Annotated in this window: 11 protein-coding genes; 4 read left to right on the top strand and 7 right to left on the bottom strand. The window is 61.7% G+C overall.

The features are described from left to right. Positions 1-248: 248 nt before the first annotated feature. Genes I5961_RS26275 through I5961_RS26265 form a run of 3 tightly spaced genes read left to right on the top strand, consistent with a single transcriptional unit; the run spans position 249 to position 3,226 of the window. Positions 249-2,372 carry a putative bifunctional diguanylate cyclase/phosphodiesterase gene (locus I5961_RS26275; protein ID WP_227233748.1) on the top strand — a complete coding sequence of 708 codons (2,124 nt, stop codon included), beginning with the start codon at positions 249-251 and terminating at the stop codon, positions 2,370-2,372. A gap of 41 nt (positions 2,373-2,413) precedes the next feature. Then, complete coding sequence (locus I5961_RS26270; protein WP_227233746.1) at positions 2,414-2,905, top strand: M48 family metallopeptidase; 492 nt, start codon at positions 2,414-2,416, stop codon at positions 2,903-2,905. Between the two features lie 24 nt (positions 2,906-2,929). Beyond that, positions 2,930-3,226, top strand: a complete 297-nt coding sequence (locus I5961_RS26265) for a winged helix-turn-helix domain-containing protein (protein ID WP_085697800.1) — start codon at positions 2,930-2,932, stop codon at positions 3,224-3,226. Positions 3,227-3,268: 42 nt separating this feature from the next. Here the strand turns inward: I5961_RS26265 and I5961_RS26260 are convergent, their stop codons facing one another. After that, positions 3,269-3,721 (bottom strand): GNAT family N-acetyltransferase, encoded by a 453-nt coding sequence (locus tag I5961_RS26260; RefSeq protein WP_085697799.1) that lies wholly within the window; start codon positions 3,719-3,721, stop codon positions 3,269-3,271. Positions 3,722-3,977: 256 nt separating this feature from the next. Here I5961_RS26260 and I5961_RS26255 point away from each other — a divergent pair, with 256 nt between their 5' ends. After that, complete coding sequence (locus I5961_RS26255; RefSeq protein ID WP_085697798.1) at positions 3,978-4,715, top strand: substrate-binding periplasmic protein; 738 nt, start codon at positions 3,978-3,980, stop codon at positions 4,713-4,715. Positions 4,716-4,855: 140 nt separating this feature from the next. Here I5961_RS26255 and yccS read toward each other — a convergent pair whose 3' ends face one another. From yccS to I5961_RS26225, 6 genes are all read right to left on the bottom strand, one after another. Continuing rightward, positions 4,856-7,039: a YccS family putative transporter gene (yccS, locus tag I5961_RS26250; RefSeq protein WP_085697797.1), complete on the bottom strand. Its 2,184-nt coding sequence runs from the start codon at positions 7,037-7,039 to the stop codon at positions 4,856-4,858. A gap of 162 nt (positions 7,040-7,201) precedes the next feature. Then, entirely contained in the window at positions 7,202-8,380 is a 1,179-nt protein-coding gene (locus I5961_RS26245; RefSeq protein ID WP_227233745.1) for an NAD(P)/FAD-dependent oxidoreductase, read from the bottom strand. Between the two features lie 152 nt (positions 8,381-8,532). Continuing rightward, positions 8,533-9,918 carry an ATP-dependent RNA helicase DbpA gene (dbpA, locus tag I5961_RS26240; RefSeq protein WP_085697910.1) on the bottom strand — a complete coding sequence of 462 codons (1,386 nt, stop codon included), beginning with the start codon at positions 9,916-9,918 and terminating at the stop codon, positions 8,533-8,535. 121 nt (positions 9,919-10,039) lie between these two features. Next, positions 10,040-11,467: a multidrug transporter subunit MdtD gene (gene mdtD / locus I5961_RS26235; RefSeq protein ID WP_085697795.1), complete on the bottom strand. Its 1,428-nt coding sequence runs from the start codon at positions 11,465-11,467 to the stop codon at positions 10,040-10,042. Between the two features lie 146 nt (positions 11,468-11,613). After that, the gene (locus tag I5961_RS26230; RefSeq protein WP_227233743.1) at positions 11,614-12,951 is read right to left on the bottom strand and encodes a TldD/PmbA family protein; all 1,338 of its coding nucleotides are present in this window, start codon (positions 12,949-12,951) and stop codon (positions 11,614-11,616) included. Continuing rightward, positions 12,951-14,393: a TldD/PmbA family protein gene (locus I5961_RS26225; RefSeq protein ID WP_227233742.1), complete on the bottom strand. Its 1,443-nt coding sequence runs from the start codon at positions 14,391-14,393 to the stop codon at positions 12,951-12,953. Before I5961_RS26225 ends, I5961_RS26230 begins: the two co-directional genes overlap by 1 nt. Positions 14,394-14,444 lie beyond the last annotated feature (51 nt).

The following is a 14,444-nucleotide window of genomic DNA, read 5'->3' as shown; positions in this document are numbered from 1 at the left end:
GGCCGTCTGGCGGATGATTGGCGTCAACAACCTGTCGAAATGCCATGTTTCCCGGTTTTCGAGGGCTTCAGCGGTGACCGTTAGTCGGCTGCCTATCGGTTTGGTTAAATGATGGCTGGATGACAGCTATTGCTTTTACAGATCCCGGACTAGAGTGAACGCTCAGTGACTGTACGGTTTTCACGAGAAAACGCCGGAACACTGATCCGAGATGCCCCGACACAAGATGTCCCGACAAGAGAAGCAGCATGGAATGCGCGCAACCCCAGCCAGGTGAAGGCAGCTCAGTCCTTTTGATCGTTGATGATTACCCTGAAAATCTGATCAGCATGCGCGCATTGTTGCAGCGCCAGGACTGGCAGGTTATGACCGCAGCTTCCGGTTTCGAAGCCCTCAGTTTGCTGCTCGAACACGACGTCGATCTGGTGCTGCTGGATGTGCAGATGCCGGGCATGGACGGTTTTGAAGTCGCGCGTCTGATGCGCGGCAGCCAGCGCACGCGCCTGACCCCGATCATTTTCCTCACCGCCAACGAGCAGTCCCAGGACGCCGTGATCAAGGGCTATGCCAGCGGTGCGGTGGATTACCTGTTCAAACCGTTCGATCCGCAGATTCTCAAACCCAAAGTCCAGGCGTTGCTGGAACATCAACGCAATCGCCGGGCGTTGCAGCGCCTGAGTCAGGATCTGGAGTCGGCGCGGGCCTTCAATGCGTCGGTGCTGGATAACGCTGCCGAAGGGATTCTGGTACTGGGCGAGGAGGGTCTGATCCGCTTCGCCAACCCGGCGATTTCCCGGCTGCTCAATGCACCGGTAAAGGAATTGGAAGGGCAGGAGTTTCTCGATTTCCTGCAGAAACCGCACATTCCGCTGTGGGTCGATTCCGAGTTTTATGCCAGTTACAAACGCGGCGAGACGTTGCGCTTACACGACGCGTTGCTGCGTACCGCACCAGGCCAGCAGGTGCCGGTGGCCTTGTCTTGCGCAGCGTTGCCGAGTGAACAGCACGCGATGGTGGTGACGGTCCTGGACATGTCGGTGGTGCGCCATCTGCATCAACAGCTGGAATTTCAAGCGGTCACTGATCCGCTGACCGGGCTGCTCAATCGTCGGGGTTTCTACCAGACTGTGGAAAACCTGTTGCTGCGCGGCGAGCGCGCGGACAGCAGCTGGGTGCTGATGTACCTCGATCTCGACGGCTTCAAAAGGGTCAACGATTCCCTCGGGCATGATGCCGGGGACCGGGTGTTGCGCTGGGTCTCCGAACAACTGAAAGCCTGCCTGCGGCCGTTCGACATTCTGGCGCGGATGGGTGGCGATGAATTCACCGCGCTGCTGGATCTGGAATTCCCCGAACAAGCGGCGAAGATCGCCGAGAAACTCATCGAGCGGGTGTCGATCTGTCAGCAGATCGAAGGCCTCGATATTGCTTTGGGTGCGAGCATCGGCATCGCCACCTACCCGGATTGCGGCAACAACCTCGACGGTTTGATGCGCGCCTCGGACATCGCCATGTACGAGGCCAAGCGTGCCGGGCGTCAGCAATATCGCTTTTACGATCATGAAATGAACGGCCGCGCGCGCTCGCGGCTGATGCTGGAAGAGAGCGTGCGCAACGCCATCGAAAACCGCGATTTCAATCTGGTGTACCAGCCGCAGGTGGCGATTGGCGATGGCCGGATTCGCGGTTTCGAGGCGTTGCTGCGCTGGCAGCACCCGAGCGTCGGCGACGTGCCGCCGGGGTTGTTCCTGCCGTTGCTGGAAGAGGCGACGCTGATCAGCCGGCTCGGCAGCTGGATCTATCATCGCAGCGCCGGGCAGCGTAAGGCGTGGGAGGCCGAGTTCTCAGGAGATCTGGTGATCGGCGTGAGCCTGAGCAACACCCAGTTCGGCCTGCCTAATCTGGTCACCGAATTGCGTCAGGTGCTGGAGCGCCATGGTTTGCAGCCGCACCAGATGGAAGTGGAAGTGACCGAAGAGGCGCTGACGATCAACCCGGACGAGACCCGCAAACAGCTGAAGCTGCTGCGTAATCTCGGGGTGCGGGTGGCGCTGGACGATTTCGGTTCCGGGTCTTGCTCGCTGTCGCACTTGCGCGATCTGGAGCTGGACACCCTCAAGCTCGATCGCCACCTGATCGCCCGATTGCCGAACTCGTCCCGCGACGCCTCGCTGGTGCGCACGGTCATAGACTTGTGCAAGGAATACGGCTTGCTGGTGATTGCCGAAGGCGTGGAAACCGTCGAGCAATATCAGTGGCTGCAAGCTCATGGTTGTGAGTATGTGCAAGGGTTTTTGGTGGCGCGGCCGTTGGTCGCCGAGGACACCGCACGCTTTACCGAGCCGTTCGACTGGAGCGCGTTGGCCGGTTGAATTCGCTACACTGGCGGCCTTTTCATGATCTGTGCCGCCCCATGACTGCGTTGAAATACCTCCAGGCCTATCCCGCGAATCTGCAGGATCAGGTGCGCCAATTGATCGCTGACAACCGCCTTGGTGATTACCTGAGCCAACGCTATCCGGGCCGTCACGACGTGCAGAGCGACAAGGCGTTGTACGGTTACGCGCTGGACTTGAAGCAGGAATACCTGCGCAACGCCCCGGCCATCGACAAGGTGCTGTTCGACAACCGCCTCGACCTGACCCACCGCGCCCTCGGCCTGCACACCACGGTCTCGCGGGTGCAGGGCGGCAAGCTCAAGGCCAAGAAAGAGATCCGCATCGCCTCGCTGTTCAAGGACGCCGCGCCTGAGTTTTTGAAGATGATCGTCGTGCACGAACTGGCGCACTTCAAGGAGTCGGATCACAACAAGGCGTTCTATAAATTATGTGAGCACATGCTGCCGGGCTATCACCAGATCGAGTTCGATCTGCGGGTGTACCTGACGTGGCTGGACATGCAATAAGACATCAAACACCGGAGCGCATGCATGGACGTAAGCAAGACCAAGAGCAGTTTCTACCGGCGCTTGTACGTGGCGTACCTGATCGACAGCGGCCTGGCCAGCAGCGTGCCGGCGCTGACCGAGATCACCGGCATGCCCCGGCGTACGGCGCAGGACACCATTGCGGCGCTGGCGGATCTGGATATCGTCTGCGAGTTCGAACAGGAAGAGGGCGCGCGCAATCATGCGGGGCGTTATCGGATTCGGGAGTGGGGGGCGATTGATCGGGGGTGGATCGAGCGCAATTTGCGGCAGATCAAGGCTGTTCTCGAGTATCCCTGACCGATGTAGTCCCTTCGCGGGCAAGCCCGCGAAGGGGAAATCTCAAGACCGACGCATTCCTATGTGCGGAATGTCATCCTCCAGATATTCCTCACCCGCCACCACAAAACCGTACCGCCCGTAATACCCCTGCAAGTGCGCCTGGGCCGACAGGTAGATCGGCACTTCAGGCCAACGCTTCTCGGCCTGTTTCAGCGCCTGTTCCATCATTTCATGGCCCAACCCCTTGCCACGCCCGGCCGGCGCCGTGAGCACGCGGCCGATCACCACGTCGCCGCCCTGGGATTCCGGGTCCAGCAGGCGCAGGTACGCCACCAGTTGATTACCGTCCCAGCCCATCAAATGGCAGGTGTCACCGTCCAGATCCTGTCCGTCCGGATCCAGGTACGCGCAACGCTGTTCGACCACGAACACTTCCGAGCGCAATTTCAAAATGGCGTACAGCTGCTCCAGTCCCAGATCGCTGTGATGTTTGCAGACCCACTCGATTGTCATCTTCCGATTCCTTGAACTACGTCGCCCGATACTAAGCGCAGCGCCGAAATAAGTCTGTATGGCTGAGAAATCTGTGACAAAGGCCAAAATGCCATCATTCCAATATCGCGGTCCGCCGTACTTTGTGTAATCTGCTGGGAAGCGCTGTGCGATGGCTTCAATGAGCTAATGTTAGGGCCTGGGATTCGCCGGTAACGGGCCTTGGGGTTTTGACTGAAAACACGCCGGGCGGCCCGCCCGCTAAGGATTTTCAAGCATGCCGCGATTGCATCGAGCCTTTGCTTTGATCGGGTTGCTGTTGCTGGGTCAAAGCGCTGCAGCGGAGAAACTGCGTCTGGTATTCGACGTCTGGCCGCCTTTTACCGATGACACGCTGGTCAACGGTGGGCTGGCGACCGATATCGTCAGCACGGCCCTGGCTCGTGCCGGTTATGCCAGCGCCTATGAGCAGGTGCCCTGGGCGCGGGCGTTGATGGGGGTTGGCGAAGGGCGTTACGACGTGCTGGTCAACGCCTGGTACAACGACGAGCGCACGAAGCTGGGGCAGTTTTCTGCCGAGTATCTGCTCAATCGCGTGCGTTTTCTCAAGCGCAAAGACTCGCCCATCGAATACAACAACCTGCAGGAATTGCACACCTATCCGATTGCGGTCGTGCGCGGCTACGCCTATTCGGCGCCGTTCGATGCCGACGCCGCGTTACAGAAAGTCCCTGTGCATAACTTCGCGATGGCCGTGCGCATGCTGGCGGCGGACCGGGTCAAGCTGACCCTGGAAGACGAATACGTCGCCCGCTATTACCTGGCTCGGGAGTCACCGAAAGTACGCAACGCAGTGGAGTTTCTGCCCAAGCCGCTGAGCGAGAACAGCCTGCACATTCTGGTCAGCCTGAAGAACCCGCAGCACGAACAGATCGTGGCCGGGTTCGACAAGGCGATTGCGTCGATGAAGGCCGATGGCAGCTATGACAAGCTGCTCAGGCAACACGGAATGTAGCCTGAAAGATTTTTAGTGCACGAACGGGCCTCTTCGCGGGCAAGCCCGCTCCCACAGGTACAGCGGCAGTTCACATATTTTGTGTACCACACCGACACTGTGGGAGCTGGCTTGCCAGCGATGAGGCCTGTGCGGCCAACTCAGTCTTCGGCTGTGTCTTTGATCAGGTGCGCCGCCAGCGTGCGCAACGGGCCAAGCTGGCGGCAGATCAACGCCAGTTGCGTCTGCACCAGTCGCTGGCCTTCGTCGATCTCGTCTGCCATTTGCTCAAGCTCATTGGCCAGCGCCTCTTCCTCATCGCTCTGGATCGCGATCGGCGTTTTGCTCGCCAGGCCCTGGGCGATCTCGTCGATGCTGCTGGCCAGTTTCACTCCCGCACCATCGATCAGATGCTCACGCACCTCGGCCGGCAGTTGGGTTTCCCGGTGTGCGCCAAGCCCTGACAGATAGCTGAGCAAGGTGTGCGACAGCACCAGGAAGCGGAAACCGACGTCGGCTTCCTTCCGGAAATGCCCCGGCTCCATCAGCATGTTCGCCAGCGTCGTGGAGAGTGCCGCGTCGGCGTTGTGCGCGTTGCGCCGGGCCAGTCGATAGGCGAGGTCGTCGCTCTTGCCGGCGGCGTATTGCTGCATGATCTGGCGCAGGTAAATGCTGTTGCAGGTGAGGGTGTTGGCCAGCACCTTGTTCAGGCGCCGACCCTGCCAGTCCGGCAGGAACAGGAACACCGCAAGCCCGGCAATCAGGCTGCCGAGCAAGGTGTCGAACAGTCTTGGCACAAACAGACCATAGCCGTCACCGACCTGGTTGAAGCAGAACAGCACCATGATCGTGATCGCGGCGGTCGCCACGGTGTAGCGGGTGGTGCGGTTGGTAAAGAACACCACGCCGGCGGCGATGGCGAAGCACGATTGCACCAGCGGGCTCGGGAACAGATCGAACAGCGCCCAGGCAATCGTCAGGCCGATCGCCGTGCCGAAAATCCGCTGGCCGAGTTTGCGCCGGGTCGCGCCATAGTTCGGCTGGCAGACAAACAGCGTGGTGAGGATGATCCAGTAACCCTGCGACGGGTGGATCAGGTGCACCATGCCGTAGCCGATGCTCAGTGCCAGCGGCAAGCGCAGGGCGTGACGGAACAGCAGCGAGGTCGGCGTCAGCTGCGTGCGCAGACGAATCCACACATCCTTTAAGTTGCGCGGCGAGCGGTCGAGCAGGCTGCTGTCGGTGGCATCCGCCAGCGCATCGGGGTTGCTCGCGTCGCTGAGCAACCGGTCGAGGGTGCCGAGGTTGGCGGCGAGTGCGCGCAACGAACGCAGGAGTCCGCGCCAGGCCGGGTTGCTCTGGATGCGCAGGTGTTCGAGGGAAGCGTGCAGGTCGCTCAGGGCTTCGGCGAAACTCGCGTCGTAAATGAATGGCTGGCGCATCTGGATCGATTCGGCCAGCGCCCGACAGACCTTGCCTTGCTGGCGCAGCAGGCGCTGGCAGCGGAACAGGACATCGCTGTGAAAAAACGCATCGGCCAGGGCGTTGTAGGGATAGTGCGAAGAACTGGCGCGTTCGTGAATGTCTTGCGCCAGGAAGTACAGCTTCAGGTAACGGCTGACTTTCGAGCCGGGCCGACCGTTGCCGACCCGGTGCAGGATGATTTCCTTGGCGCTGTTCAGCGCTGCGACCACCCGACCGTTTTGTTGGGCCAGTTCCAGGCGCCGCGCTTCGACGTCCAGCTGACGGATCGGCTCGAACAGCGAGGCTTTCAGCTTCAGGTAAAAGCCCAGTTCACGGAACAGCCGCGCCAGGCTCTGTTGCACCGGCTGGTTGGAAAACATCGCCTGCCACAGCACCGACAGCAGGCCGTACCACGCGGCGCCGGCCACCAGCAGCATCGGCTCATGCCAGAAATCCGTGACCGCGCCACCGCGCTGATCCACGCCGATCATGGTGTAGACGGAAAGAATCAGGGTCGCCGAAGCAATCGCGCCATAACGCTCGCCGAGCGCACCGAGCATGGTCAGGCCGAAACTGGCCAGTGCCAGCGCAATGACGAAAACGATGGGGTAGGGAAACAGCAATTCCACGGACAGCGCCGCGACGCTGAAACACACCAGCGTCACCGCCAGCGCGTTGAGGCGGCCCTGCCAACTGTCGTCGGTCTCGGCCAGGGCGCTGGCGATGATCCCCAGGAACAGCGGAATCAGCAGCCCCATTTCATCCTGATACCAGCACAGCGCCATGCTGCCGGTCAGGGCGATGAACACCCGCACGCTGTAGCTGAATTTATCCAGCGCCCACAGGCGCCGCAAAGACTGACGAAACGAGGTCGAGGACATGAAGTGCGAAGGCCTTCCGAGGCGATGCCGCTAAATTGAGCCAGTAATGACGCCGACGCAATGGCGCCGATCACATCTGACAGCAAAAAGTGTTCCTTTCATGCACCACATACCACTGTGGGAGCGAGCTCGCTCCCACAGGGTTTTGTATATGGCTTTGGATCAGACGTACTGCGCGGCGGCGTAGCCAGAGGCCCAGGCCCACTGGAAGTTGAATCCGCCCAGATGCCCGGTGACATCCAGCACTTCGCCAACGAAGTACAGGCCCGGGCTTTTCAGCGATTCCATGGTCTTGGACGAGACTTCGCGGGTGTCGACGCCACCCAGCGTTACCTCGGCGGTGCGGTAGCCTTCGGTGCCGGCCGGGACGACTTTCCAGCTGCCGAGTTTCTGCGCGATGTCCGCCAGTTCGGCGTGGGTGTACTGCTTCATCGGTTTGGAGACGAACCAGTTGTCCGCCAGCAGGTTGGCCATCTTCTTGGTGAAGATTTCGCCGAGCAGGGTTTTCAGTTCGCTGTTCGGACGCTCGGCGGTCTGCTGTTGCAGCCAGCTTGCGGCGTCGTGATCGGGCAGCAGGTTGATCTCGACTGTGTCGCCCGGCTCCCAGAACGAGGAAATCTGCAGAATTGCCGGGCCGCTGAGGCCACGGTGAGTGAACAGGATGTTCTCGCGAAAGCTCTGGTCGTTGCAGCTGACCAGACAATCCACCGAGGTGCCGGACAGCTCGGTGCACAACTCCTTGAGCTGATCGGTGATGGTGAACGGCACCAGCCCGGCGCGGGTCGGCAGCAGCTCGTGGCCGAACTGTTTGGCGACCTGGTAACCGAAACCGGTGGCGCCCAGCGTCGGGATCGACAGCCCGCCAGTGGCGATCACCAGCGACTGGCACTGGATCTGGCCGAGTGTGGTGTCGAGCAGGTAACCGCCTTCAACCTTTTCGATGGTCTGGATCGAGGTTTCGAGGTGCAGGTTGACGCCGACCTGATCGCATTCGTCCAGGAGCATGCCGAGGATGTCGCTGGATTTGTTATCACAGAACAGCTGACCGAGTTTCTTCTCGTGATACGGCACGCCGTGCTTGGCGACCATGCCGATGAAATCCCACTGGGTGTAGCGGGCCAGCGCGGATTTGCAGAAGTGCGAATTCTGCGAGAGGAAATTGCTCGGTTCGGTGTACATGTTGGTGAAGTTGCAGCGCCCACCGCCGGACATCAGGATTTTCTTGCCCGCCTTGTTCGCGTGGTCGAGCAGCAATACCTGACGTCCGCGCCCGGCGGCTGTCAGTGCACACATCAACCCTGCGGCGCCAGCGCCAATGATCACGACTTCGGTAGAGCGCAAAACGGTGTCCTCACACAATGACCACGCAGATCGTTCCCACGCTCTGCGTGGGAAAGCATCCTGTGACGCTCCGCGTCACGATTTAAAAGCGGACGCAGAGCGTCCATGGCGGCATTCCCACGCGGAGCGTGGGAACGATCATTTAAGCGTTCTTACAAAACCCGAACGCGCAGCGAACGGCCCTTGATCTTGCCGTTGTTCAAACGCTGCAGCGCCTGCATGACCACGGTGCGTTCAACCGCCACGTAAGACTGGAAATCGAAGATCGCGATCTTGCCGACCTGAGCGCCCGGAATGCCGGCTTCGCCGGTCAGTGCGCCGAGAATGTCGCCCGGACGCACTTTGTCCTTGCGCCCGCCAGCGATGCACAGCGTGCTCATCGGCGGTTGCAGCGGGGCACCGCCCTGGGACTTGAGGTTGTCCAACTGATCCCAGTTCAGCGGGGTTTTCTGCAATTGTTCGATGGCTTGCGCGCGGTGCGCTTCGGACGGCGCCACCAGGCTGACCGCGATGCCTTTCTCGCCGGCACGACCGGTACGGCCGACGCGGTGAATGTGGATTTCCGAATCGCGGGCCAGCTCGACGTTGATCACCATGTCCAGCGAATCGATGTCCAGGCCGCGGGCGGCGACGTCGGTAGCCACCAGCACCGAGGTGCTGCGATTGGCGAACATCGCCAGCACCTGATCGCGGTCACGCTGTTCCAGATCACCGTGCAGGCCGACGGCGGAAATGCCTTTGGAGGTCAGATGATCGACGGTTTCCTGCACTTGCTGCTTGGTGAAGCAGAAGGCCACGGTGGAGGCCGGGCGGAAGTGGTGCAGAACCTTGGTCACCGCACTCATGCGTTCTTCCGGGGAAATCTCGTAGAAGCGCTGTTCGATCTGGGTGTCGTCGTGGAACGCTTCGGCCTTGACCGTTTGCGGGTCACGCATGAACTTCGACGCCAGTTGCTTGATGCCCACCGGATAGGTGGCCGAGAACAACAGGGTCTGACGGCGGGCCGGGGTCTGCTCGATGATGTCTTCGATGGCGTCGTAGAAACCCATGTCGAGCATTCGGTCGGCTTCGTCGAGGATCAGCGTGTTCAGGCCGTCGAGGACCAGCGAACCCTTGCGCAGGTGCTGCTGGATGCGGCCCGGCGTGCCGACGATGATGTGCGCGCCGTGCTCCAGCGAGCCGATCTGCGGGCCGAAGGACACGCCGCCGCACAGGGTCAGGACCTTGATGTTGTCTTCGGCACGGGCCAGACGACGGATTTCCTTGGCGACCTGGTCGGCCAGTTCGCGAGTCGGGCAAATCACCAGCGCCTGGCAACCGAAGTAGCGCGGATTGATCGGGTTCAGCAGGCCGATACCGAACGCGGCGGTCTTGCCGCTGCCGGTCTTGGCCTGGGCGATCAGGTCCATCCCCTTGAGGATCACCGGCAAGCTCTGCGCCTGGATCGGCGTCATCTGGGCATAACCGAGGGAGTCGAGGTTAGCCAGCATGGCGGCGGACAGCGGCAAAGTATTAAAAGCGGTGGCGATGGTGGTCACGGGACTGGCCTGCAAAACAAAATGTCGCGCAGTGTAGCAGCCTCTGGCCACTTTCCTCGAAAGTTCTGGACGAACGCAAAGCCTGTGACGAGGGCCGGTTCCCTCGCCACGCGGACCCCGGTCAATGCTCGATATGTTCCTCACGGCGTTTGGTACGCCGTCCGTCCTCTTTCGATAGCTGCGAGAAAATCGTCGCGGCCAGCATCGCCATGATCCCCACGGTCACGAACGTTAGCTGAAATGCGCCCAACACGGTCTCAACGCCGTCATTGCCGACTTGTGCCGTAAAGCCGCCGAGCAACGCACCGGCGCAGGCCACGCCCAGGCTCAGCGACAACTGCGCCACCACCGACAGCAAACTGTTGCCGCTGCTGGCGCTGGCGTCGTCGAGATCGATCAGGGTCACGGTGTTCATGGCGGTGAATTGCAGCGAGTTGATCGCCCCCAGAATCGCCAGCAGGCATAGCAGCAGCCAGTACGGCGTCTGCTCGCTGACCAGACCCATGCTCGCCAGCATGATTCCCAGAAGCAGGGTGTTGCCGGTCAGCACGATGCGATAGCCCAGACGTTCGATCAGCGGTCGCGCGCCCCACTTGGCGACCATCGCGGCTGCGGCCAAAGGCAACATGCTCATCCCGGCCTGGGACGGCGAATAACCCAGCGCCACTTGCAGCAGCAACGGCACCAGAAACGGCAGGGCGCCGCTGCCAAGGCGAGCGAACAGGTTGCCGAGAATGCCGACGGCGAAGGTGCGGGTCTTGAACAGCGACGGCGCGAACAAAGGGTTTTCAATGTGCCCGGCGCGTAACCAGTACGCCGCCAGACACGCCATGCCGCCGAACAGCAGCAACATCACCCGCAAGTGCGGCAGGTGCAGTTCGCCGAGGCCTTCCATGGCGATGGTGATCAGCACCATCGCCGCACCGAACAGCAGAAATCCCAGACTGTCGAAGCGCGTGCGCTCGGTGCCGCGCAGGTCGGGGATGAATTTCCATACCGCATAGCAACCGATGACGCCGACCGGCAGGTTGATCAGGAAGATCCAGTGCCACGTCAGGTATTCCACCATCCAGCCGCCCATGGTCGGGCCGATCAGCGGACCGAGCAGGCCGGGAATGGTGATGAAGCCCATGATCCGCACCAGTTCCGAACGCGGGTAGGCGCGCAGCACCACCAAGCGTCCGACCGGCAGCATCAGCGCACCGCCGAGGCCCTGGATCACGCGTGCGCCGATCAGCATGCTCAGGCTGCTCGACAAGGCGCAGAGCAGCGAGCCGAGGCTGAACAGCAGGATCGCGCCGAAGAAGATTTTCTTGGTGCCGAAGCGGTCGGCGATCCAGCCCGAGGCCGGAATCAGCAGGGCCACGGTGAGCATGTAGGCGATGATCACGCCCTGCATGCGCAACGGGTCTTCGGCCAGGTCCCGAGCCATGGCCGGCAGGGCGGTGTTGAGGATGGTGCCGTCGAGGGACTGCATGAAGAAAGCGATGGCGACGACCCACGGCAACCAGCGGGCGGTGATGGCGTCGAGTGGCGGGCGGTTGGGCATGGAACCTCTTGTTGTCTGGAAGATGATCGTTCCCACGCTCTGCGTGGGAACGCCGCCATGGACGCTCTGCGTCCGCTTTTGGCTGGGACGCGGAGCGTCCCGGGCTGCATTCCCACGCAGAGCGTGGGAACGATCAGGTCGGAAGGTTAGAGAGTCAGGGTCAATCGGCTCACCAGCGCCCCCGGCAACAGTGCCGACGAGGTATTGCGCTGGCTGTAAGTGCTCGCCGACAGCAGCAATTCCCGCTCGGCGGTCAATGCTTCCAGCTGCGAACCCAGCAGGCTGTAGGCGCTGTCGTCGAAACGCATGGTGCTGACCGGCGCCTGAATCTCTCCGTTCTCGACCCAGAACGTGGCAAACCGGGTCATGCCGGTCAGTCGCGCCGCCGGTTGATCGGAGAAGTTCAGGTACCACAGGTTGCTGATGTACAAACCGGTGCCCAACTGCTTGAGGATCTCGGCCTGCGGCAGATCACCGGCACCCATGTTCAGCGCGCTCGGCGATTCGCCACCACCGGCGCCGTTGGCCGTCAGCCCGTATTCGGCAGCACTGCGCGAACCGACCAATTGATCACCTGCCTTGCCTTCGATGATCAACCGCAGATCGCTGCGCGGGTAACCTTCGCCGGAGAACGCCGGGCTCAGCGAGTCGCTGACTTTTTCGTCCAGGGACACCAGCGGACTGAACGCTTGATCGCCGGCATACAGCTTCTGCAACGGGCTGCTCTTGCTGGCAATCGACTGCGCCGAAAAACCGCCCCAGCACAACATGCCCATGATTTCTTCCAGGGCCGCCGGCGCCAGATAGGCGCGGTATTGACCGGGCGGCAAGGTGCGCAGCGGTCGCCCCAGAAACTCGAGTTGCTCGCGGGCCTGCTGGATGCGTTTGGCGAAGTCTTCGCTGTTCCAGTCGTGCCCGGCGTAGCTGGCCTTCACCGCTTCGCCGTTTTCGTGGAACAGGCTGAAGTCGAAGTTGAAGCTGTTGGCCTGATGCCAGCCGAATGCGCCGGAAGAACTGGCGAAACCGCGGCTGATCGGGCCGGCAGCGTAGAAGCCGACCAGATCCAGACCTTCGGCCGCCTGGGCAATTTCAGCCACCACCTGCTCGGTGTCCGGCAGCGGATGTTCCTGCACGTTCTTGCTCTGCCAGCTGTTGTGGTTGAGCAACAGGTACGGATCCTGCGGCAGCAACGGCAGGGTTTCGCGCAGTTGCTGCAAGCCTTCGGCGAGGCGTTGCAGATCGGTGGCCTGCTCACCGGACAGCGTGATGTGCAGGTCGGCATGACGACCGTCGTCGATCAGTTTCAGGCCGATACCGGCTTGCTGGACTTGCCCGGCCTGACGCACCTTGGCGTGGTTGAAGCGCACGAAGGCCGAGGATTCGGCGTCATAACTCAGGGTGAACTGTTCCGGCTCGCGCACGGCATCGCGCAGCCAGTCGACCAGCACCTTGAACGCCTCGGACGGGTTCTTGGAAATACTCATCAGGCGTCTCCCCCAAACACATCAACATTGCTGAACACGCAGGCCGGTGACGCATGGCCGACGCGGATCACCTGGTTCGGTTCGCCCTTGCCGCAGTTCGGCGTGCCCAGCACCTGGGTGGTGCCGGCGTTGCCGACGGCGCGCAGGCTCTTCCAGAAATGCGCGGAAATGCCCCGGTAGTTCGGATTCTTCACGACGCCCTTGAGTTCGCCGTTTTCGATCAACTGGCCCCATTCGCAGCCGAACTGGAATTTGTTGCGTGCATCGTCGATCGACCAGGAACGGTTGGTGCTCATCAGGATGCCGTTTTCGATACCGCCGATCAGTTGCTCCAGCGGCTGGTCGCCCGGCTCGATGTTGAGGTTGGCCATGCGGTCGATCGGCGGTCGGTTCCAGCCGCAGGCGCGGCTGTTGGCGACGCCGTCCAGACCCGCGCGGAACTGCGACAAGGCACCGCCCAACGGCCGGACCAGCAGGCCTTCGCGAATCAGGAATTGCTTGCTGGCCCTGGAGCCGTCGTCATCGTGACCGTAACTCGCCAGTTCTTCGGGAATGCCCGGATCGAACGTCACGTTGAGCAGTTTCGAGCCGTATTGCAGGCTGCCGAAATCCGAGGCTTTGACGAAACTGGTGCCGGCGTAATTGCGCTCGTCGCCGAGGATCCGGTCGAGCTCCAGCGGGTGGCCGATGGATTCGTGGATCTGCAACATCATCTGGTCGGGCATCAGCAGCAGGTCGCGAGGGCCTTGCGGGGTGTTCGGCGCGAGCAGCAGTTGCAGTGCCTGATCGGCGACTTGCGGGCCGGCGCCAATCAGGCCGCAACGGCTGATCACGTCAGCGCCGCCCTGCTGGCCGAAGTTCTCGCGGCCGAGGCTGCGGGTCTGGCTGTCGCTGCCGTCGTAGGCGGTGACGTCCAGGCCCGGGTAGACGAAACGCTGGGCCTGACGCAATTCGGCGCCGGCGCTGCTCAGGTAGATCTGTTCGACGTGGGTGATGCCGATGCTCACTTGCCAATTCACCAGGCGCTCATCCTTTGGCACCGAGGCGGATTCCGCGCCGAGCAGCTCGAAGCATTCGCTCAGGGACGGAAAGGGTTGTTCGAGATTGGGTGAAAAGTAGTCGGCGCGGTCGCTGGACACCGGCTGCTGGCTCAGGTCGAGCAGGGCGTGCGGCTTGATCCGTCGGGCCTGTTGTTCGGCGCGCTCGAGGGCGGCTTGCAGGCCTTGTTGCGACAGGTCATTGGTCGCGGCATAGGCTTCGACGCCGTTGACCCGGACGGTGAGCATCGCGCCTTCATCGCGGCTCAGGCTCGGCGGTTCGGCGACGTTCTTGCGCACCAACAGGTACTGGCCGGACTCGCGGACATACCTCAAGGAAAAGAACTCGGCGCCCGTGCGCAAGGCAGCGAAGCGCTGCTTGAGCTGGGGGTGGAAATCGAACATCAGGGAACCTCCTTGTCATGGGAGCAGCGGCGCAGCGGATGCGGCGGGGAG

This window comes from Pseudomonas sp. IAC-BECa141 (genome assembly GCF_020544405.1).
Classification (GTDB): domain Bacteria; phylum Pseudomonadota; class Gammaproteobacteria; order Pseudomonadales; family Pseudomonadaceae; genus Aquipseudomonas.
This window is presented reverse-complemented; position numbering and strand designations above follow the sequence as displayed.

Excerpts from the sequence above, each read along its gene's own strand:
- I5961_RS26230 (WP_227233743.1), bottom strand. The coding sequence starts at position 12,951 with ATGAGTATTTCCAAGAACCCGTCCGAGGCGTTCAAGGTGCTGGTCGAC.
- mdtD (WP_085697795.1), bottom strand. The coding sequence starts at position 11,467 with ATGCCCAACCGCCCGCCACTCGACGCCATCACCGCCCGCTGGTTGCCG.
- I5961_RS26270 (WP_227233746.1), top strand. The coding sequence starts at position 2,414 with ATGACTGCGTTGAAATACCTCCAGGCCTATCCCGCGAATCTGCAGGAT.
- yccS (WP_085697797.1), bottom strand. The coding sequence starts at position 7,039 with ATGTCCTCGACCTCGTTTCGTCAGTCTTTGCGGCGCCTGTGGGCGCTG.
- I5961_RS26225 (WP_227233742.1), bottom strand. The coding sequence starts at position 14,393 with ATGTTCGATTTCCACCCCCAGCTCAAGCAGCGCTTCGCTGCCTTGCGC.
- I5961_RS26255 (WP_085697798.1), top strand. The coding sequence starts at position 3,978 with ATGCCGCGATTGCATCGAGCCTTTGCTTTGATCGGGTTGCTGTTGCTG.
- I5961_RS26275 (WP_227233748.1), top strand. The coding sequence starts at position 249 with ATGGAATGCGCGCAACCCCAGCCAGGTGAAGGCAGCTCAGTCCTTTTG.
- I5961_RS26260 (WP_085697799.1), bottom strand. The coding sequence starts at position 3,721 with ATGACAATCGAGTGGGTCTGCAAACATCACAGCGATCTGGGACTGGAG.
- I5961_RS26265 (WP_085697800.1), top strand. The coding sequence starts at position 2,930 with ATGGACGTAAGCAAGACCAAGAGCAGTTTCTACCGGCGCTTGTACGTG.